The organism is Pseudoteredinibacter isoporae, assembly GCF_011602085.1.
In the GTDB taxonomy this organism is placed as follows: Bacteria; Pseudomonadota; Gammaproteobacteria; order Pseudomonadales; family Cellvibrionaceae; genus Pseudoteredinibacter; species Pseudoteredinibacter isoporae.
On the sequence record NZ_JAAONY010000001.1, the window covers coordinates 1,528,098 to 1,549,366 of the forward strand.

At 50.5% G+C, this 21,269-nt stretch carries 15 protein-coding genes; 6 read left to right on the top strand and 9 right to left on the bottom strand.

The annotated features are described in order from the left end of the window. Positions 1-8: 8 nt before the first annotated feature. Together G8768_RS06715 and G8768_RS06720 are read left to right on the top strand one after the other, a co-directional pair. The gene (locus tag G8768_RS06715) at positions 9-3,284 is read left to right on the top strand and encodes a carboxyl transferase domain-containing protein (protein WP_166849541.1); all 3,276 of its coding nucleotides are present in this window, start codon (positions 9-11) and stop codon (positions 3,282-3,284) included. Positions 3,285-3,411: 127 nt separating this feature from the next. Then, positions 3,412-3,861, top strand: a complete 450-nt coding sequence (locus G8768_RS06720; RefSeq protein ID WP_166849537.1) for a GAF domain-containing protein — start codon at positions 3,412-3,414, stop codon at positions 3,859-3,861. 155 nt (positions 3,862-4,016) lie between these two features. Here G8768_RS06720 and olsF read toward each other — a convergent pair whose 3' ends face one another. Both olsF and G8768_RS06730 read right to left on the bottom strand, forming a co-directional pair. Further along, a complete protein-coding gene (gene olsF / locus G8768_RS06725) occupies positions 4,017-5,729 on the bottom strand; it encodes a bifunctional ornithine lipid synthase OlsF (RefSeq protein WP_166849533.1) in 1,713 nt (570 codons plus the stop codon). A gap of 145 nt (positions 5,730-5,874) precedes the next feature. Beyond that, positions 5,875-6,999, bottom strand: a complete 1,125-nt coding sequence (locus tag G8768_RS06730) for a hypothetical protein (RefSeq protein ID WP_166849530.1) — start codon at positions 6,997-6,999, stop codon at positions 5,875-5,877. A gap of 272 nt (positions 7,000-7,271) precedes the next feature. Between G8768_RS06730 and serB the strand changes: the two genes are divergently transcribed. Then, entirely contained in the window at positions 7,272-8,282 is a 1,011-nt protein-coding gene (serB, locus tag G8768_RS06735) for a phosphoserine phosphatase SerB (RefSeq protein ID WP_166849527.1), read from the top strand. Between the two features lie 66 nt (positions 8,283-8,348). Here serB and G8768_RS06740 read toward each other — a convergent pair whose 3' ends face one another. The 3 genes from G8768_RS06740 to epmB form a co-directional block, all read right to left on the bottom strand. Further along, the gene (locus tag G8768_RS06740) at positions 8,349-10,418 is read right to left on the bottom strand and encodes an EAL domain-containing response regulator (protein WP_166849524.1); all 2,070 of its coding nucleotides are present in this window, start codon (positions 10,416-10,418) and stop codon (positions 8,349-8,351) included. Positions 10,419-10,552: 134 nt separating this feature from the next. Further along, the gene (locus tag G8768_RS06745; protein WP_166849522.1) at positions 10,553-12,322 is read right to left on the bottom strand and encodes a hypothetical protein; all 1,770 of its coding nucleotides are present in this window, start codon (positions 12,320-12,322) and stop codon (positions 10,553-10,555) included. Between the two features lie 144 nt (positions 12,323-12,466). Next, a complete protein-coding gene (gene epmB, locus G8768_RS06750; protein WP_166849519.1) occupies positions 12,467-13,480 on the bottom strand; it encodes an EF-P beta-lysylation protein EpmB in 1,014 nt (337 codons plus the stop codon). 183 nt (positions 13,481-13,663) lie between these two features. Here epmB and efp point away from each other — a divergent pair, with 183 nt between their 5' ends. Together efp and epmA are read left to right on the top strand one after the other, a co-directional pair. Further along, positions 13,664-14,233 carry an elongation factor P gene (gene efp, locus G8768_RS06755; RefSeq protein WP_166849516.1) on the top strand — a complete coding sequence of 190 codons (570 nt, stop codon included), beginning with the start codon at positions 13,664-13,666 and terminating at the stop codon, positions 14,231-14,233. 164 nt (positions 14,234-14,397) lie between these two features. Beyond that, positions 14,398-15,408 (top strand): EF-P lysine aminoacylase EpmA, encoded by a 1,011-nt coding sequence (gene epmA, locus G8768_RS06760; RefSeq protein ID WP_166849513.1) that lies wholly within the window; start codon positions 14,398-14,400, stop codon positions 15,406-15,408. Between the two features lie 25 nt (positions 15,409-15,433). Here epmA and cysE read toward each other — a convergent pair whose 3' ends face one another. Together cysE and G8768_RS06770 are read right to left on the bottom strand one after the other, a co-directional pair. Next, positions 15,434-16,282, bottom strand: coding sequence for a serine O-acetyltransferase (gene cysE / locus G8768_RS06765; protein WP_166849510.1), 849 nt, complete (start codon positions 16,280-16,282; stop codon positions 15,434-15,436). A 142-nt stretch (positions 16,283-16,424) separates the two neighbouring features. Next, on the bottom strand, positions 16,425-17,402 hold the full coding sequence (locus G8768_RS06770; protein WP_166849507.1) for a serine/threonine protein kinase: 978 nt from the start codon (positions 17,400-17,402) through the stop codon (positions 16,425-16,427). A 168-nt stretch (positions 17,403-17,570) separates the two neighbouring features. Here G8768_RS06770 and G8768_RS06775 point away from each other — a divergent pair, with 168 nt between their 5' ends. Continuing rightward, complete coding sequence (locus G8768_RS06775) at positions 17,571-18,989, top strand: alpha/beta hydrolase-fold protein (RefSeq protein ID WP_166849504.1); 1,419 nt, start codon at positions 17,571-17,573, stop codon at positions 18,987-18,989. A 66-nt stretch (positions 18,990-19,055) separates the two neighbouring features. Here the strand turns inward: G8768_RS06775 and G8768_RS06780 are convergent, their stop codons facing one another. Continuing rightward, positions 19,056-19,877 (bottom strand): mechanosensitive ion channel family protein, encoded by an 822-nt coding sequence (locus G8768_RS06780; RefSeq protein WP_166849501.1) that lies wholly within the window; start codon positions 19,875-19,877, stop codon positions 19,056-19,058. 112 nt (positions 19,878-19,989) lie between these two features. Next, positions 19,990-21,114: a beta-ketoacyl-ACP synthase III gene (locus G8768_RS06785; RefSeq protein WP_166849498.1), complete on the bottom strand. Its 1,125-nt coding sequence runs from the start codon at positions 21,112-21,114 to the stop codon at positions 19,990-19,992. Positions 21,115-21,269 lie beyond the last annotated feature (155 nt).

Sequence of the window (21,269 nt, forward strand, 5' to 3'; positions counted from 1 at the left end):
CAGTCCCTATGCCAATTAAGAAAATATTGATCGCAAATCGTTCTGAAATCGCTGTGCGGATTGCTCGCAGTTGCCATTTGTCTGGCCTTAAGAGTGTTGCGGTATACGCCTGTGATGATCGTCATTGCCTGCATGTCAAGGCCTGTGACGAAGCCATTCCCCTGAAGGGCAGCGGGCCAGCGGCCTACCTTGATATTGCAGGTCTTATTACCGCGGCTAAAGGCTGTGCTGCGGATGCGATTCATCCCGGTTATGGTTTTCTGTCCGAGAGCGCGGAATTTGCAAAAGCCTGTAAAGAAGCCGGTCTATGCTTTATTGGTCCAGATGTAGGATTGCTTGAAAAGCTGGGTGACAAAGCCAGTGCCCGAGCGGAAGCTGAGCAAGCCAATATGCCCATGTTGCAAGGAATCAATCGATCTTGCAGTTTGCAGGAAGTGGAGGCCTTTTTTGAGCGTTACAGCGACAGTGGTGTGATGATCAAAGCGTTGGCCGGTGGTGGCGGTCGTGGTATCCGCCCGGTCATTCACAAAGAAAAACTGAGTGATGCTTATGAGGCCTGCCAAAAAGAGGCATTGATCAGTTTCGGAAGCGGTGAACTTTATGTTGAACAGCTGCTGCCTTCAGCCAGGCATATTGAAGTTCAAATACTAGGTGATGGCCACAAAGCAACGCATCTGGCTGAACGTGAATGCAGTTTGCAGCGGCGTAATCAGAAAATCATTGAAATCGCACCGAGCCCCAGCCTCACAATGGCACAGCGTGAACGCATCCATGCCGCCGCTGTCCATTTTGCCGAGCGATTAAAGTATCGTGGCCTGGGGACGTTTGAGTTTCTGGTGGATAGCAATAATCACGACAGCTTTTATTTTCTCGAAGTGAACCCGCGCATTCAGGTTGAGCACACTATTACCGAACAGCTTTTTGATGTGGATCTGGTTGCGATTCAAGTTGCTTTGGCTGAAGGAAAGTCGTTGGCTGAGTTGGGGTTTCCGCTTAAAAAACCGGGCGGTCATTTTGCGATACAAGCACGTGTGAATCTGGAAACCTGGGATGAGCAGGGCAACAGTAAAGCAACAGCGGGGCAACTTAAACATTATATGCCGCCACGTGGCCCTGGCATTCGAGTGGACGACTGCGCCTTTACCGGTTTTCGATACAGTCCAGCCTACGATCCGATGATCGCCAAAGTCATTGCGAGTGGTCCGGACTACCCAACGACCTTACGTATTTTGGGCAGGGCGATTGACGAGTTTGATATTCAAGGCGTTGATCACAATCTCTCTTTATTGGCGAATTTATGCCGACATCCAGCGGTAATAGAAAACGATGTCGATACGCGTTTTTTGGAAGCTGAGCTTGAGAGTCTGGTTGCTAAAAACAATGACAGTCGTTTTGCTACAAACACTGATGAGCAGAATGCGGTTGTAGAGGATAAACAAACAATTGAAGTGCTTGAAGGTTGTGAGCTTCACAACGCTTCTACAGCATCGGTTGTTGCCCGTTTGACTGTCAGCAAGGGGGATAGCGTACAGGCAGGTCAGACCGTTGCCGTGCTGGAAGCCATGAAGATGGAATTTCCAATCAAGGCAAGCTGTGCAGGGTTTGTTGACGATATTTTTGTGTCCGAAGGTGATGCTGTCAGTGAAGAGCAGGCTTTGCTTACGGTTCGTAAAGATGAACAACTGGAACAGCAGGGCAGTGTTGAAGAGCAAATAGATCTGGATGCGATTAGAGAAGATCTGCAGGAAGTCCTTGAGCGCCATCGAAAAACATTGGATGACTATCGAAACGCCGCTGTAACCAAACGTCATGCGAAGGGTATGCGTACCGCCAGGGAAAATATAAATGATCTCATTGATCCAGGCAGCTTTAATGAATACGGGGCTATGGCATTGGCTGCCCAGCGTAAAATTAAAAGTGTGGAAGACCTCATTGAGCAAAGTCCGGCTGATGGCCTGATTGGTGGCACGGCTTCTATTAATGGTGAAGTCTATTCGGAAGATCAATCTCGCTGCATGGTGTTGTCTTATGACTATAGCGTGTTTGCAGGCACCCAGGGCTTAATGAATCATAAGAAGACGGATCGCCTGCTGGGCTTGGCAAAACAGTGGCAGCTGCCCGTCGTGTTTTTTGCGGAAGGTGGTGGCGGCAGACCATCGGATACGGATTTTGCCGGCGTTGCCGGTTTGGATTGCCATACGTTTTCTGCGATGGCCGAGCTTTCCGGTTTGGTTCCTACGGTTGGTATTGTGGCGGGCCGCTGTTTTGCGGGAAATGTTGCGTTATTAGGCGTATGTGATGTCACCATTGCGACTAAAAATGCCACTTTAGGTATGGGCGGTCCGGCGATGATTGAAGGCGGTGGCCTCGGGCGTTATAGCCCTGAAGAGGTTGGTCCGGTAGATGTCCAGGGACCAAACGGGGTGCTCGATATTGTCGTAGAGGATGAGGTGGCCGCGGTTGCGGCGGCAAAGCAGTACCTATCCTATTTTCAAGGGCCACAAAACGATTGGGAAGCCCATGATAAACGCCTGCTGCGTCACGCCATTCCGGTAAACCGTATGCAGGTTTACGACGTGCATCAGTTGATTGAACAGCTGGCGGATGTCGACAGTGTGTTGGAACTCAGGGCGGAATTTGCGAAAGGTATTGTCACGGCTTTGGTTCGTATCGAAGGTCGTCCAATGGGTTTAATGGCCAATAATCCGAAATATTTGGGTGGTGCGATCGACGCGGAAGGCGGCGATAAAATGGCGCGCTTTATGCAACTTTGCGACGCCCATGACCTGCCTATTTTGTCGCTGTGTGATACCCCGGGGTTCATGGTGGGGCCTGAATCCGAAGCTCAGGCTACCGTGCGACATGTCTCTCGTATCTTTGTAACGGCCTCCAGTATCAGTGTGCCTTATTTAACCTTAGTGACACGCAAGGGTTATGGCCTGGGTGCCCAGGCTATGGCTGCTGGCAGCTTCCATAACCCCATGTTGACTGCCGCCTGGCCTTCGGGTGAATTTGGCGCGATGGGAATCGAGGGGGCTGTGCGTCTTGGGGCGGCGAAAAAGCTGGCGGCCATTGAAGATGAAAATGAACGCCAGCTTGTGTTCCAGAAAATGGTCGATAAGATCTATGAACACGGCAAGGCCTTGAATATGGCCAGCTACCTTGAAATTGATGCGGTTATTGACCCTATGGAATCCCGTCAATGGATTCTCCGGGCGCTGAAGGCAACCCCGTCAGCTCCGGTACGGAAAGGCAAAAAGCGACCTTGTATTGATACCTGGTAAGCACCGGGGCATGTGCTTATAAGAAAACAATATGGCCGGGGCACTTTTTCACCTTGGCGAGCCTCTTAGAGATGTATAGACTGCGCCCCTTGCAAAATCGCTGATCGTTTCAGCCTAGGAGAAGTATATGAACAGTATTTATCAGGATATCGATAGCGCCCTGAGCGGTTTGCTGGAAGGTGAAAGCGATTGGGTCTGCAATATGGCCAATACTGCCGCTGTTCTGTGGATGTACCTGCCAGAAATTAACTGGGCAGGGTTTTATCTGCGACAGGGTGATGAATTGGTGCTGGGACCATTCCAGGGTAAGCCTGCCTGCACCCGTATTCCCATTGGTCGTGGTGTTTGTGGAACCGCCGCTGCGGAATTGGAGCCTCAGCTGGTCGCAGATGTGCATGCCTTCGAAGGGCATATTGCCTGTGATGCAGCTTCCGAATCGGAAGTGGTCATTCCCATGATCAAAGACGGTGATCTTATTGGTGTGCTGGATATTGATGCGCCGGTGAAAGGTCGTTTTTCACAGGAAGACGTTGTGGGTTTGCAGGCCGTGGTTGAGCGTTTACTGGCGACTTGCTAATACCGTTTGCGTTTCTTTACCTTGAGCGCCCCATAAAAAAGCCAAGCGTGTTTGCTTGGCTTTTTTAATGCTTGAAGGAAATGTTAAATGCTTTTGTTGTTCACTGTTTCCCTCTAGAGCTGAGTTGACTTACTGACCCTTGGTACTTGGTAGAGTTAGTCACCCAGGTAACGTTTGCGCTTGGCTGCTTTTAGTTTGCTTAAGTCCGCAATAAACAAACCATCCAGGCAATCACCAAAATCCGGGTCAACGCTGAAGGTCAGCAACTGAAAGCCATCGCCTTCAAACAATGCCGTGTATTGCTTAAACAGTACAGGCATCTTATAACCCGCTTCAATGAAACGCTCCTGTAGCAGTTTCATGGCTTCGTGTTTGTTCAAACCTTCATACTCTGCCGCCAATGTCTGTTGGCTTTCCAGGCTGAGCTTGTAAGGTTGGTTTGCCGTTGCCCAGTTGTCTTTTGCGGCATAAAAATGCTGATAATAGTGCACCAGTTGGTCCATTAGCGTGCGAGGGTAGCGTGCACTCATGCTGACCGGACCGATCAGGTATCGAATGTTTGGGTGGTGACGCAGATAGGCACCAATACCTTGCCACAGATAATCCAGGCTGGCCTTACCCCAGTAATCCGGATTAACAAAACTGCGGCCTAATTCCAGACCTTGTTCCAGATAGGGTTTGAAATCATCCCGGAAGTCATAGAGTGAGCTGGTATACAAACCCTCAACACCTTGTTCCGCCATAATCTTGCCGGCTTCGCCGATGCGGTAGGCGCCTGCAATTTCCAGTCGTTTGTTATCCCAAAGCACCAAGTGGCGATAGCTTTTGTCGTACTTGTCCAGATCGCGTTTCCCGCCAGTGCCTTCTCCAACCTTACGGAAGGCTACTTCGCGCAGGCGACCAATTTCCTTGATCAGTGCGGTGCCGTTTGCGTAGTCGGCCAGCAAAATACGGTTTTGATCACGGGTTTCTCCAAGCAGGCGGGCCTGATTGAGTTCCTGAACCAGTTCCTGACGGTCTTCAGGGTGGGCGATGGTTTTTTCCGTAACAAAAATCGGTTGGCGACGTTTGCCAACTTTGTACAGATGCTTGCGCAAACGCTTGATGATGCCGCGGTCGCCGAGTTTTTCATTGTTGAGCGCGCTGGCCGGAATTGCCTCGCCAACACGGAACTGAATTTGTGCAGATTGCTTGTTAAACATCTCACGAGCCAGCAACGCAGTGCCCAGAGGCTTGAACAACATTGAGGCGCTGTAGAACAGTAGCGAGTTCTTGGCACCGATAAAAACCGGGAGCAAAGGTGCCTTGGCCTTACGGGCAAAGTGCAGAAAGCCGGAGCGCCAGCGGGTGTCTTTTACCCCAGTTGGGCGAGCGCGGGAAACCTCCCCGGATGGAAAGATAATCACGGCCTCTTCACGCTCAAGAGCTTCCATAATCGCGCGGTAACTTTTTCGCGTGCCAGTGCCGGTCATATTGTCCAGTGCAATGAACAGCGGGTGCAGAGGATCAAAGTTCATCAACATATCGTTGGCAACGATTTTAACATCGCGACGCACTTCACCGATCAGTCGCAATATCGCCAGACCATCAAGAGAGCCAATAGGGTGATTGGCGATAATAACCACACGCCCTTGCGAGGGAATATTGTTGCGGTCGCGAGAGCTGACGGAATAACTGAAGTTAAAGTAGTCGAAGACTTTATCGATAAACTCGAAGCCTTGCAGATCGCCATACTCTTCCAGAAAATCATTGATCTCATCGGAATGAGTCAGCTTTTTGATGAAGGACAGCGTGGGCTTACGGATTAAGTCCGGCTGCTGGGAAAAGTTGGGGAATTTATTATTAACCGCTTGTTCGATATCAATCATAGTCAATCTACCTGTGCTCATTCGGGGTAGATTGCGCTCATAAAATGACCTGTTCATGACAGGACTGTGACATTTCTATGACTGAGCCTGACCCGTCCTTGATGATAGGTGGGGGCCTTACAGGGAGGCCCGCTAAGACAGGTGTTTAGATGTGTTGGCCGCGTAAATGGCGCAGTTGTTCTTTCAACAGATCCAGATAGGGTGCCTTGATCGCGTCAACGTATACATTGTGTTGATCTTCGCTGAATTCCAGTTGTTCAAGCACATGGCGATCTTCGAGCAAGCGCTTGTCCAGAAGCAGGCTGGCATGATCCAGTGCATCAAGTTGGCTGCGTTGTTGCTGGCTGTCGCGGTATGCGGCGAAAAGCTCGCTGTAGCTATCCCCTTCGGCGGGAGGCAGGATGGCCGCTTTAAAATGCAATTTAATCCCTTGGCGACTGCGCCCCAGGTCAACCAGTAACTTTGTCGAACAGATCGCATTGAAGATGCCTTGATCGTTATCGTCTCTGCTGGGTTGACGAAATCCGCAGTGAAAGGAATCACCGTCCACCCAGAGTAACTCACCCTGATAGAGGTTCAATACCGTCTGTAGTTGCTGGTTGAATTCATCCAGCAATTCCTGCAATGCAGCCGCGCTGAGTTGCTTTTGCAGGCTGGCCAGATTGCCGCTTTGAATTACCAGCCAGGCACAAATTGGAGCATTGCTGTGGGCGTCGTTTTCCGGTTCGCCATTAATGTCGGTGTCATGTTTGCGAACATGTCTGTTGTCTGTTGCTGTGCGTTGCGGATCCAGATACATATTGATCAGTGCGGCTGCCAGCAAAAGCAAGGCGAACAATTGCAAACCGTAAGCCTGGGGCTGCTGGCTGAGTTCCGAACTGTTCAGGCCAATCGTCACGTAGCCCGCGACGGAATCCTGCAAATTGATGGGGGCACTGAAACTTTGCTGGGCTTTGTCGGCCCCTTTTTGTCTGGCGGTTTTGCCGGCCTGCGCTAGCAATTTATTATCCACACTATGGAAGGTGACACTGGCAATGCCTTTTTCACTCTTGGTGTTTTCGGCCAATACCTGGAGGCTTACCCAGTCGCGGGTCATGGTTGGGTTTTCGGCCTGTTGGGCCAGCTTTCGAGCCAGCACTTCACCGTAGTGCTGGTTCAACTCAGCCTGTTGTTGCTGCAGTTGATTTTGATTGGCCCAGCTCAGAATCAGCACCGTAATAAAGGCGCCAAGCAAAAAAGCTGATAGCTTGGGAATCGGCGGGAGGCTCATGAATTAATCGTTACTTTTTGTTAAATCGTTTTTACTGATCAGGGCGTTGTTTAATTCAGCTCAAGGTTGTTTAACCTGACTCAGGTTTGCCGCTGCGATCATTATATGATTGTGAATAACCTAGTATAGCGCGCAAATGTGAATCCCGGCTGGCTGGGATTATTCTAACCACTTGCCTGGACCTTGGCCATCATGGCGAATCTGGCAGTGGCGCTTTATAATGAGGCCGCCATTCATGGCAATATAAACAACAAACCATAGCAGAACATACCATGAGCACAGCCGCTACACCTGTTTATCTGAGTCAAAGCAGTCAGCAATGTTCCTTGCTGCAGCAGTTTATTGAACGTCAGTCCCTGGAATTTGCCGGTGATTGTCAGCCAAGTGCCGAACAGGCGCGCCTTATTATCATGTCCCCGGAATTCCAGTTGGATCAGCTGAGCAAGGCCTGGGCTGCTATTTCCGAATTGAGCCTGTCCGAGATCGCTATCGATAAGCTGGCCGACCGAGCCTGGCAGCTGCCCTTGAGCGCGGCACTAAGTGCGCCGCAATTGGCCGTGTTAGAAGCATTGAAGCCTCGTCTTTTGGCTTTGGATATCGAGATTAACTATCTGGCTGATGGCGTTGCGCCGTTTTTATCCAGTTCGGGAGCTTTGGCTTGCTTCGATATGGATTCGACGCTGATTCAGGTCGAGGTGATTGATGAGTTGGCCAAAGCTGCCGGGGTGGGTGAGCAGGTTGCCGCTGTAACCGAAGCGGCTATGCGCGGTGAGCTGGATTTTCGTGAGAGCTTTATCCAGCGCATGTCGACGCTCAAAGGGTTGGATGAGGCTGTACTGGCGGATATTGCGGCCAATATACCTTTGTCCCCGGGTATGCCTGAGTTGATTCGAGGCTTGAAGGATTTGGGCTTTAAAACCGCTATTTTTTCCGGCGGTTTCGATTATTTTGCGGGGCAGCTGCAACAGCGTTTTGGTTTCGACCAGATTTTTGCCAATCGTTTGGATATCGTTGATGGCAAAGTAACGGGGCAGGCCAAAGGCGATATTGTTGATGCCGAGCGCAAAGCTCAATTGCTTGAGCAGTTGGCGAATGAATACGATTTGCCTATGTCCAGCACCATTGCGGTTGGTGATGGCGCCAACGATTTATTGATGTTGGCGAAAGCGGGCATGGGGGTGGCCTATCGAGCCAAGCCGATTGTTCGCGACCAAGCGCAATTCAGTATCAGTCAGTTGGGCCTGGATGCTGTGTTGTATTTACTGGGACAGAAAGAAGGCTGATCAGCCTGAAAGACGGAATGACATAACAACATGGGTGGCGCTTTGGCCGCCCATTTTGCCATTCATTTAGCCATCCATTGTGAAATCGTATTCCATCGCGGGTGCCGGCGCTTGCAAATAGTGCCCTTGAATATAGTGCACACCTGCCTGCCATAGGCTGGAAAGAATACTGGCGTTTTCAACTTGCGGGATAAAACTGGTTTTGCCAGCTTCATGCAGCTCGCCAAGTAAGGCAATCAATGCATCCGGGCTCTGATTGTTGTTCTGGATATCCATCGCAAAAGAGCCATCCACTTTATACAGGTCCGTTTCCAAATGCTTGATGGTATTGGATGGGTTCAGTGAGCAGCCGAAATTGGTGATGACACAGCTGGCCTTGATGCCTTGAACTTCCTTGATAAAACTCTGGGTTTCTTTGAGGTTTTGGTTGGCATCTTTTTCGCTGATTTGAAATGCGACACTGTTGGCGCCAATTTTCGCGGCTTGTAAAACCCGGCTTACCCAGCTGATCAGAGTACGGTCCTGTATGGATTCCGCGCTAACAGTGATCATTAGCTTGGTCTTGGGGCTTTGACTGCGCTGCTTGGCGAGAGTCTTCATGGATTCCAGAATCACCCAGCGATCCAGCTTGGTGGCACTGCCAATGGATTTTGCCAGATCCAGAAAGTGGGCCGGGGAAATTTCTTCGCCATGCTCGTCCAGCATGCGCAGCAAGACTTCGTAAAATTCTTCGCCCGAGCCACGCAGGGAGATTACCGGCTGGAACAAGAGGCGGAAGCGACCTTGGGCGATGGCTTTTTGAATGTCATCGGCGTTGGTTTTTTCCGAACCCACCCGTTTGGGCTCGTAAATCTTGATCTTTGGCGCGTCTTCACTCTCCTCACTGCGGATGCTGTTGATGGCTTCCGCCGCCTGATCAATTACGGTATCGCTGTCGCTGGAATTTTCATTGACCACTGCAACGCCAATGCTGGCATTGACCTGAACCGTTTTATTGTTGGCTTCGATAATGCTGTCACCGCAACTCTTCAGAATGCTTTCACAGCATTTTTGTACGGCGTCCATGGTGGGCAGATGACTGAGAACCATAAAGGCGTCATCCGCAAAACGAGTCAGAATATCTTTTTCGCCAAGGCAGGGCAGGATCAGCTCGGCAATTTGCTTGAGCACATCGTCACTGGCACTCAGGCCAACCTTCGGTTGTACCTGTTCAAAGAAATTGTCGATCTCAATCAGCATCACAAAGGCTTTTGGCGCTTCGGTGTTCAGCAGCTGATTGAGATGCTTACTCATGTACTGGCGATTGTAGAGACCGGTACCATGGTCGAGCTGCTTCATCTTTTGCATCTCTTCGACCATGTCCTGATCCTGGACATTGCTCTGGGTGCGCAGCTCGATACAGGGTTCTTCTTCAAAGCGGCCATGGTTCAATGAAACCAGCAATTCCTGAATGCTGTCATCGGAACAAACGCAACGCAGTTTGTACTGCTGTTGTTCCAGCTCACCGCCTTGCAGTGTGAATTCCTGCAAAAAAGATTTTACTTCGGCTTGTTGGGACTCTTCCACCAGATCAATTACCGGGGTGCATTCCACCTCTTCGGCGTCTTGATACTTCAGCAACTCAGCAAAGGATTTGTTGACGTAGAGGCAGAGGCCATCCTGAATAAATGCAATACCATCGCGGGAACTGTCGAGCAGTTCATGGGCACGTTGTTCGGCCTCCCGGCGTTTTTTATCGGACTGAATGCGTTGCTGCCGCTGGCGTCGGTTTTCAACTTCGCGGTCGATAACCAACAGCAAGTGTTGATCCTGATCGAGCTGAACCACATCACTGGCGCCACGTTTCATGCCTTCAACGGCAATGTGGCTGCCTTCGCGATCGCTCTGGAGAATAACTGGCACGTCTTTATTGTGACGGCGGATGGCTTGAATGCAGTGGTCGACATCGGCGGCACTGTCTTCAGCAATCAGGAGTTCCCAGTTCTGCTCTTGCAGCTGGGCTTCCATGGTTTCGGCTGTGACCAGCTGGGCACGAACGTTTTTGCCTGCGTTGTGCAGCATACTAATCAGGCGTTCTGCTTCGCTCTCTGAGTCATTAAGAATCAGTAGCCGTAATGTCTGGTCAGATATCATCATCGTCCATTAAAACTCGGGGCAAGTACTACTCAAAACATTGCCGAAACCCCTGTACAAGGGGGGCTAATACTAACCCATCAACTTGCGAGGCGAAACCCACTACATAAGGGTATTTTTTGTTTTTGAGAAGGTGTTTAGCCTGTCTCCAGAGTCCTGAACTCAAACTGACTGATCGCGCCAGTGTCCATGGTTTTTCTGGTAAGTTGAATGGTCTTCTCGTCACCGCGTCGGTTCAAGCGGACTTTTTGGCCTTCCTGGAAGGGTACAGATGGCGTCAATAAGCTCGTTTTACGTCGCAGGCTCTTTTGCTCGGGCAAAAAGAACACACGCATATAATCGGCATTATCTCCGCTTTTATGAATTAAAGACGCCCCAAAGGGACTGGCAAGTGCAGATAAAAGTTCCACTCCGAAGGAGCTGGAGCCGCGACTTTGGCGAACCCAGCGAATAATACCCAATGTCCAGGAGGTTGCTCCGGGTTCCTTGAGGGCAATTAATTCACCGGATTTCAGGGATTTGGGCACATCTTCCTGCCATTGCAGGCAGTAGCCACCCTGACTGCGATCTTCGCTGATCACGGTACTGACTGGAAACTTGTCTTTGGCCTGCTCGTGCTCGCGTTTGGCCAGTTGGGTTTCGATGTCCAGTGTCGAGAAGATCAGTGGATCGAAGTTGCGGCCAGATCCGACACCGGCATCGAAAGCATTTGACCAGGGGTCGTCGCTGATTTTCTCATCGGCCTGCCCTTTCAGATAGGGGTTGCCTTCCTGTTGCAGGTTGACCTTGCCCGAGCTCAACACAAAGCTTTCGAAGGGTATACCGCCGCTCAAGTGGAAATGAATGCTGCTGATGCCCACGACCACCTGTAGTTCCTGCTTGTAGCTCACTCGTTCGTGGGAGCGGTGGTACTGTGTACTCCAGGCTTTAATCAGGTGAGACAGCAGGGAGCTGTTGATGCCTTTGGGAATGGTCAGCACATCACCGCCTTCCAGCTTTCCCTCCAGTTGCTTGTCCAGCAGTGAAAGAAGTTGTGATACATCCACTTCGAGGCAATCCCCTTGTTCGGCAATGGGGATCAGGCTTTTGGGGCTCGGTGGACGGTCGCTCTGGGGATTTACCAGAAATATGGCATTGCCGCTGGCATTGTAAGGGCGCAAGCGGATAAAGCCCGACCACAGTTCAAGCAGCTTATAGCTGGTGGAAACATCAAACTGGCGAAGTTTATTGGGATTGGCGCAGGCCAGCAGCAGTGTTCGCTGATAGGCCTCGCGAATCGTGCTTTGTTGAATATGGGTAAGCAATTCGTCCGCGACGGGCAATTGATCCAGAGCGGTGCTTTGTGCGACCTGATACAGGCTGTGCAGGCTGAGCCAGAGCCCAGGAGTGGTGGTGGCGTACAGTTGATAGCTGCGCATCAGTTGGATGCCCAGGCCATTAATGGCGCGATGCAGGGCCATAGTCAGCGCTTGAGCATGAGGGCTTTCCGGATTGCCATCATTCAGCTTTTCATCACAGGCAATATCCCGTGCAACCACACAGTAGCCATGGGTGATGTGTTTTTGCAGCGCCAGAGCGACGATGGCCGCTTTCATGGCATCGTCCGGCAGCACCACAGGTTTGTTCAAAAAGCTCTGGGACAGCCCCTCAATGCAACGCTGCACATAAGGGCGCAGGCTTTCCAGCATGGCCAGACGTTGATTGGGCTTGGCTTGCAGGCGGGCGATTTCAGGGAGTGCTTTGTACAGGATAACGCTGGTGTGATTGACCCGGGTGGCGGGCAGACTGTCGGCCCACGCCGCAACATCCTGGGGGCGTGAGCTTTTGCAAAAGCTCAGCGATTCCAAGTCCTGTGGTGGCAATTTCATTTGCCCGAACAATCTCATTGCAATTACGACAGCGCTCATTGACAACCCGGCGATTCCCATTTGATGCTTTTTGTTTTCGCACCTTGATAATTTCTTATCTAAGTAGCAGCAGCTATTCAGCGTACATTCAATAGGCTGCTACTCAGCTTTTCTATTTTATGTGAAGCTTATCACAATAATAGACTAAACTATGGGAGTTTTTGCAGCTTTGCCGGGTATTTCCTGAGTAAGAAGTGGAACCAAGTAACCGGGCAGCTCGGCCCTTAGTTCATAGTAGAGTCGGCGAGCGTCCTCATCCTCAACCTGAAAATGCGCAGCCCCCTGCACCTTATCGAGCTGATGCAGGTAGTAAGGTTGAATATGGCTTTCAAAGAGTGCTTCGCTCAGTTCCGCCAGAATCCCACTGTTGTCATTGATTCCCTTGAGAAGAACGGATTGATTGAACAGGCGTACATCGGCGTCTTTCAGCCGCTTGCAAGCGTGTCTGAGCTCGGTTGATATTTCCTGGGGGTGGTTGATATGCAATACCATTGAGGTTTGCAAGTGCTCACTGTTGAGCCAGCTTAGCAGCTTTTCATCCACCCGGCTGGGGAGCACCACGGGCAGGCGGCTGTGGATACGCAGGCGCTTGATATGAGGAATATCCTTGAGCTGCTCTGCCAGCCAGGACAGTTGTTTATCGCTCTGGCTGAGAGGATCACCACCGCTGAGAATGACTTCGCTGAGGCTATGATCCTGAGCGATATAGTCCACGGCCTCCAGCCACTGTTTGCGTCCCAAATGATGATCCTGATAAGGAAAGTGACGGCGGAAACAGTAGCGGCAGTTAATCGCGCATTGATTGCTCGCCATCAGCAACAGTCGGCCTTTGTACTTATGGATGACGCCTGGCCTTGGGTTGAATTGGTCGCTTTCCATGAGCGGTTCGCTGCTGTAACCCTCGGCTTTGATGGTTTCGGCGATACCGGGCAGCACTTGCAACAGCAGGGGATCATTGGGGTTGCCCGGTTCCATCAGGCTGGCGAAATGCCGGGTAACCCGAACTTCAAATTGTTCAGCGGCTTCCTGACTTAGTTGCTCCGGGCTCAGGTTCAGCAATTCGGCCAGCTCGGACGGCTTCTTGATTAAATCCTGCAACGCCTGTTGCCAGCTCTGGGGGCTGGGCTCGAGTTGGAGGGTGGGCAGGATTGTGTTCATAGTTTTCAGGACATTTGCGTACAACAGGGGCGCATTGTAGCAGTTCTGCCAGATACCGGGTGGCCCTCGAACTGCAGAGCAATGCTGGGTATAATGGCCGGCTTTTACGCTCGATCCCCCGTGTTAGCCAAGCGGCTTGGGGTTGATCGAGGCAAGCCTTGAACATGAGATTTGGGAACAACCATGGCAAATTACTCCACTAATGAATTTCGTAGCGGCCTGAAAGTGATGCTGGACGGCGAGCCATGCTCAATTCTGGATAATGAATTCGTAAAACCTGGTAAAGGTCAGGCCTTTAACCGTGTAAAACTGCGTAACCTGAATTCTGGTCGCGTATGGGAGCGTACCTTTAAGTCGGGTGAGAGCCTGGAAGGCGCCGATGTGATGGATTACGACATGGAATACCTGTACTCCGATGGTGAGTTCTGGCATTTCATGGATCCAAACAGCTATGAACAGCATCAGGCAGATGAAAAGGCCGTTGGTGATGCCGCCAAGTGGTTGCGTGAGCAAGATACGGTGACGGTAACCTTGTATAACGGTTCTCCTTTGGCCATCACTCCGCCAAACCACGTTGAGCTGGAAATTACTGAAACGGATCCAGGCCTGAAAGGTGACACCGCGCAAGGTGGAACCAAGCCGGCAACACTGTCTACCGGCGCGGTTGTTAAAGTGCCTCTGTTCTTGTCTCAGGGTGAGAAGGTTCGTGTGGATACTCGTACCGGTGAATACCTGGGTCGCGCGAAGGACTGATTGATCAAGGTCCATATGATTAGGACCTAATCAAGGATTTAAGCGCTGTCCGGCACCCATTTGGGTTTTGACACGCAGTAGATAACAGGCCAGCGCTTATGCTGGCCTGTTTGTTTTCAGCGGCTAGTTTTTCAGTAATACCGCACTCCATCAGGATTGAGTCCATGAGTTCTCAGGATTGGCAACCCAATGCAAATACCGGGATGTTGCGCCTTCGAGGTGCTATCAATCGAGCTGTGCGCGACTTTTTTCATCAGCGCGAAGTGTTGGAGGTGGAAACGCCTTTGTTGGCGCAGCACCCTGTCAGCGATCCGTATATTGAGTGCTTGAGCTGTTTACATCAGGGGCAGCCTTATTATCTGCAAAGTTCTCCAGAATACGCCATGAAGCGAATGCTCGCCGCTGGCTGTGGTGATATTTACAGTCTGGCGAAAGTGTTTCGAGCTGGCGAGAGTGGTCGGCGACACAATGTCGAGTTCACCATGTTGGAGTGGTATCGCAAAGGCTTTGATGATCGCCAGTTGATGGCCGAACTGGAAAACCTGATACAGGAATTGGTGCCGATCTTTTCCGGATACGATGGCCGTGTCTTGGGAGAAAGTACCACGGAAGCGTGCTCAACTCTCCCTGTGCGTTATAAAAGTTATGGCGATTTATTTAATGAGCATTTGGCTATTAATCCCCATGAGGCCAGCCTGGCTGATTTGCAAGATTGCATTGATCAACACTTGGATATGGGCGATTACCGCTGTGAAGATATCAGCACGGCGCTGGATGTTTTAATCAGCCAATACATCGAACCCCTGTTACCAGGCCTGGTGTTTATTTATGACTACCCGGCTTGCCAAGCGGCCTTGGCTAGAGTCATGCCTGATGAGCAGGGACAGCTCGTTGCAAAACGCTTTGAAGTATTTATCGATGGCATGGAACTGGCCAATGGTTACTGGGAATTGCAGGATGCAAAAGAGCAAAGGGCGCGTTTTCTGGCGGACAACCAACAGCGTCGAAACAGCGCATTGCCGGAAGTCAGTATTGATGAGCGCCTATTGGCGGCGATGGAATCGGGATTGCCGGATTGTGCGGGCGTGGCATTGGGGATGGATCGTTTACTGCTGCAGCTTAGCGAAGCTGAGCATATTTCCGAAGTGCTCAGCTTCGCCTGGCCCAGAGCCTAGCCTCTGGGCAGAGGCATTCAAACAATCAAAGTTTGTCCAAATCGCAATTGAGTTGATGATCCATATTCAATGCGGGTTGTTGGGTATCAGGGCAACCCACCACTTTTGCAGGAACACCGGCAACCGTCGTGTGTGGTTCAACATCTTTTAACACCACGCTGCCTGCACCGACTTTGGCGCCTTCACCAATTTCAATATTGCCAATAATTTTCGCACCGGCACTGATCAAGACTCCGGCTCGAACTTTCGGGTGGCGATCGCCAGAAACTTTGCCGGTACCGCCTAAGGTAACCGCCTGCATAATCGAAACGTTATCTTCCACTACTGCAGTTTCACCAATCACAATGCCGGTGGCGTGATCCAGCATAATACCCTGGCCAATTGTTGCCGCCGGGTGAATGTCGACAGAAAATACCACCGAGATGCGGTTTTGGAAAAACAGAGCCAGCGCTTGGCGCTCGTTACGCCATAACCAATTGGCAATACGAAAGGCCTGCAATGCATGAAAGCCTTTGTAGTATAAAAATGGGATCGACAGTGAATTGCAGGCGGAGTCACGATGTTTCACCGCAGCAATATCAGCACGCATCGCCTGGCCAATATTCGGATCAGCGCGCAGAGCCTGATGAATCACTTCCCGAATCAAGAGGGCAGAGGCTTCCGGGCTTTCCAGTTTATTGGCGAGATGGTAGCTGAGAGAGCACTCCAGCGATTCGTGATTTAAAATAGTGGCATGCAGGAAGCTGGCTAAAATGGGCTCTTTTTCGGTTTGCTGCTGAGTTTCCTGGCGAATACTTTCCCAGATAAAATCACCATGTTCAGAACCGCTTTCCGCTCCAGTTTTATTGCTTGTATTTTGGGCGCCGATATTCATTCGCCTTCACCTATATCATGACTTTCTCATGTAACTATATCCTATAAGCCCGGAGGCTGCCCCCAGGCTAACAAGTATTGGCCATCAATTTTTGTAAAGTCTGATAAGTTGCCTTTCTGAGGGGACAGTCTGAGTGTCGCAATTAGTAAACCTGTAGAGCGGGTTCCTGCATCGCGGCTAATTGTTCTCTTAAGGAAAGAATATGCTCGGCCCAGTAGCGTTCGGTATTAAACCAGGGGAACGCTTTTGGAAACGCCGGATCGCCCCAGCGGCGAGCTAACCAGGCTGAATATTGCATCAATCTTAAACTTCGCAAAGCTTCGATCAATTGTATCTCGGCAGTATCGAAATCACAGAACTCGCGATAGCCTTCCAGAATTTCACTCAACTGTTCGGTTTGTTGGTGGCGGGTACCGGAAAGAAGCATCCACAAATCCTGTATCGCGGGTGCCATGCGTGCGTCGTCGAAGTCGACAAAGTGAGCGGTATCATGTCGCCACAAAATGTTGCCAATATGGCAGTCGCCGTGGCAGCGAATCCATTGGGCGTTGCTGCGGGAAAAGGTATCTTCCACGCGTTGCAGGATGTCCAGACTGAGGCTGTCATAGGCGGGAATCAAATCCACGGGAATAAACTTCTCGGCCAGCAAAAATTCGCGACTGGCTCGTCCGAAGCTCTCGATATCCAGTTTCGGACGATGTTGAAAATCGCTTTGTTTGCCCATTTGGTGAATACGCCCCAGGGCTCGACCTATGCTGAATAGCTGATCCAGATCTCCGGTTTCGGGAGCGTGGCCACCTTGACGAGGATACAAGGCAAAGTAGAAGCCGGCGTGTTCGAACAGGGTTTCTCCCTGATCATTTTTCCAGGGTGCGACCACCGAGAGATCGAGATCTTTCAAGGCTTGGCTGAACTGGTGTTCCTCGAGAATTTGCTCTCGGCTCCAGCGCTCGGGGCGATAGAATTTACCGATTAGCGCAGGAGCATCTTCAATTCCGATCTGATAAACCCGGTTCTCATAGCTGTTCAGTGGATAGATGCGCAGATCGCAGATAAGCCCCTGTGATTCCACAGCGTCGATGACGGCATCTGGATGTAAGGCATCATAAGGGTGCTGCATAGGGCTCTCTTCAGTTTCCAACGGTGTTTCCTTCTTTGTCTCGTGAGATAAGGATACGCGAAAACCACGTTCTTGGGGATACGGGAAATGTGTATAAGGCCCTGTCTTAATTTCGTACTGAGAGTATAATCCTGGCTGATTTTTAAACCGTACTCAGAGGTGCAGAGCATGGCCGTACCGGGCATAAAAGGCATAATTCTTACATTGCTATTCTCCGCATTGGCGGCTTCTGCGCTGGGGCAATCCGCTGATTCCGATCAGCCGGCTGCTGATGTTGTTCCTGTGCAGACTGAAAGCGCAGGGGACCAAGCTGACGATTCAGCCGTCGAGTCGAGCGAAGAAGCTCCTCTTGAAGAAGAACCAGAAGCTCAAGCGATGGCCGAACCCCAGGCCTATGGTTTTCTGCAGAGTCACCGCCTTTTCTCGGAAACCCTGGATGAGGAACGACGTTATAATATTTATTTGCCGGCCAGTTATTACGCCAAGCCCGAATACAACTACCCGGTGTTGTATTTGATTGATGGCGATTACAACTTTCTGAGCATTGCGGGCATGGTCGAAAATCTGGCCAAGGGCAATAATCCTTTGATACCGGAAATGATTGTGGTCGGTATTTCTGCGAAAGGTATCGCCCGCTACCGCAACAATATGCAGCCACCTTTGCCTCTCGGCAAAGGTGGTGATGCCGACGATTTTCTGCGTTTTATTAATGAAGAGTTGAAAACCGAAATCAACGGCAAATACCGTAGCTCAGGTTTTGATATTCTGGAAGGGCAATCCATCGGCGGTTTGTTTGTGGTCAATAGTCTATTCGCCAGCAGCGACAGTTTCTCAGCTTATATCGCAATCAGCCCAATGATGTGGTGGGAAGACTATCGCATGGAAGGCAAAGTCAAAGACTACCTGAAAAAAATCAAAGCTCCAGCCAAGAAACTGTATTTGTCCCTGGCCAATGAACCTCGCATGGGGGTGTATGGTTTGGTTGAGCAGCTTGACCGGAATCGACCTGTTGGTGTGGATTGGGATTTCAAACATTTCACAGAAGAAAACCACGATTCAGTAACGCTTCCCGCACTGCGCCATGCTTTAAAGGATTTGTTTCAAGGTTGGTACATTTCCTATAAAGATCTGGCCGCTTACGAAAACTTTGAAGCGGTTCGCGAGCATTATCTTGCTTATCTCAAACGTTTTAATTTGCAGCAGGCCATTCCCGCATTTACCTATAAAGCTCTGATGCATCAATATCCGGAAGAAGAGAAGGCCGAAAAAGCGGCGAGCCTGTATCTGCAAACGACTCAGCACCTGCCCCTGTCGCTGATAGATTTACGCAATCATCTGGCGGCTCTGGCAATCAAGGAAAAAGAATACGATAAGGCGGGTGAGTTATTGCAGGCGTCCTTTGAGGAGAATGCCAACGACTTTACGGTTCAGCAGGCAATTTCCAAATGGCATCGTGCTCAAAAGCAATTGGATCAGGCTGAAGAGGCTGCCGTTAAAGCACTGACGTTAGCCAGGCAGCAGCAACAACGCGATTGGTTGATTGCGATTCTGGAAGACGAACTTGCCGAGATCCAACAAAGCAAATAAAACGAAATAGCCATAAAAAAAGCCGGCGATAAAGCCGGCTTTTTTGTTTCTGAACTCGCGCAGCGGTTACGCTTGGTGATTGTACAAATGTACATCGCGCTGTGGGAAAGGAATACTGATCTTCGCTTTATCCAGAGCGACTTTCATCTGTTCATTAATGTCGAAGTACACATCCCAATAATCATCCGGGGTCGCCCATGGCCATACAGCCAGATTCACGGAGCTGTCGCCCATGGAGTCAACACCAACAAAGGGGGCTGGTGAGTCCATAACTTTTGGATGCGCTTCCATCACTTTCATGATGACTTTCTTGGCTTTGGCAATGTCCGAGTCGTAGGAAATGCCAATGCTCAAATCAACACGCAACTGACCTTCACCGCTGAAGTTCACAACATTGCCATTGGACATGGCGCCGTTCGGAACGATGACCTGTTTGTTGTCGAGCGTCACCAGCACGGTGACAAAAATCTGGATGTCTTTTACCACACCCAGTTCACCTTGGGCTTTAATTAAATCGCCGACCTTATAAGGCTTAAACAAAATAATTAATACACCACCGGCAAAGTTGGCCAGACTGCCTTGCAAGGCCAAACCGATGGCCAGACCCGCGGCACCCAGAACGGCAATGAAAGAGGTGGTTTCAATACCCACCATTGAGGCAACGCTAAGGGCCAGAAGGGCTTTTAAACCCCAGGAAACCAGATTGCTGATAAAGCTGATCAGGGTTTCATCGGTGTTGGATTTTTTCAGCCCGGATTGCGTAATTTTCACCACAATACCAATCAGCCAAAGACCAACAACGAGGGTAGCCAGGGCCAGTAAAAGGCGTGGTGTGTAGCTCATAAAGAGCTCAACGGCGACTTGAGAGTAATGGTTAATCTGTTCCATTTTTATATCTCCACGATAGATAGAGTGGAACAGATGCTAGCAAGAGGGAATGAATTGGAGCTGAACTGTACAGGGCCGGGAAGGCCCTGTACGAGGTTGAATGTCGTGCGAATTAACGCTTGCGCACGACCAGGCTGCCGATGGAGTAGCCTGCACCGAAGGAGCAGATGACACCGTGATCGCCGGCTTTCAGGTCTTGAGAATATTTGTGGAAGGCGATCAGAGAGCCCGCCGATGCAGTATTGGCAAATTCATCGAGAACAATCGGTGCCTCTTCCGCAGTGGCGTCACGGCCCAGCAGTTTTTTACTGATCAGCAAATTCATATTGATATTGGCTTGGTGTAGCCACCAGCGTTGCACATTATCCGCCGTCAGGTCATGGCGAGACAGATGTTCATTGATGTGCTCTGCCGCCATCGGGCAAACTTCTTTGAATACCTTGCGGCCATTCTGATGGAACAGGTTTTCCTTCCAGAACGGGTCAACATCGTTGGTGCGTGCTGCATGACCAAAACTGGAGCGGATGTTGTTTGAGAAAGAGGTAAAGGCTTTGGTGCTCAATACATCCCAGCAGTTTTCAGAATTGGCCGTGTCTTCGGCTTCTACAATAGTTGCGGTGGCAACATCGCCAAAAATAAAGTGGCTGTCGCGATCGGAGTAATCAATCTGTGGTGTGGTCAGCTCCGGGTTAATACACAGAACCGCCTTGGCGGTGCCAGCAGTCACCATCTCGTAGGCACGTTGCAGCGCAAAGGTGGCAGCCGAACATGCAACCAGCATATCGAAGCCGAAACCTTCAATTCCCAGAGCGGTTTGTACTTCGATAGCAATCGCGGGATAAGAGCGTTGGGTGTAAGCGCAGCTGACGATAACTGCATCGATATCCTCAGCGGTTTTGTTGGCGGCAGCCATGGCGTCTTTGGCGGCTTCGATGGCCATCAATGCCTGATCACTCGTCTCATCTTCGGCTTTCAGGGGGATAACCGGGTAAAGGCGATCAACATCCAAAATGCCTTCTTTACGATAGACATAACGACTTTTGATGCCGGACGCTTTCTCGATAAATTCCGCACTGGATTTGGATTTGGCGGTCAGCTCGCCAGCTTCAATAGCGGCGGCGTTTTCTTCATTGTATTTATCCGCATGGGCGTTTAACGCCTCAACCAGCTCTTCGTTGCTTACGCTGTATGGGGGGGTGTACAGGCCCGTGCCGCTAATGACGATGTTCTTATTCATAGTAATGTAGTGTTCCAAAATGCGGTAAAACTTATGGGATTTGCCGTTATTTGGTCAGCTTCGTGTCTCAATCAGCTGTATTACGGCGAAAAGTTGCATAACAAAAGTGTGTGTAACAATTGTCGCCTAGGCCTGTGGTGGGTGTCTAATTTCGC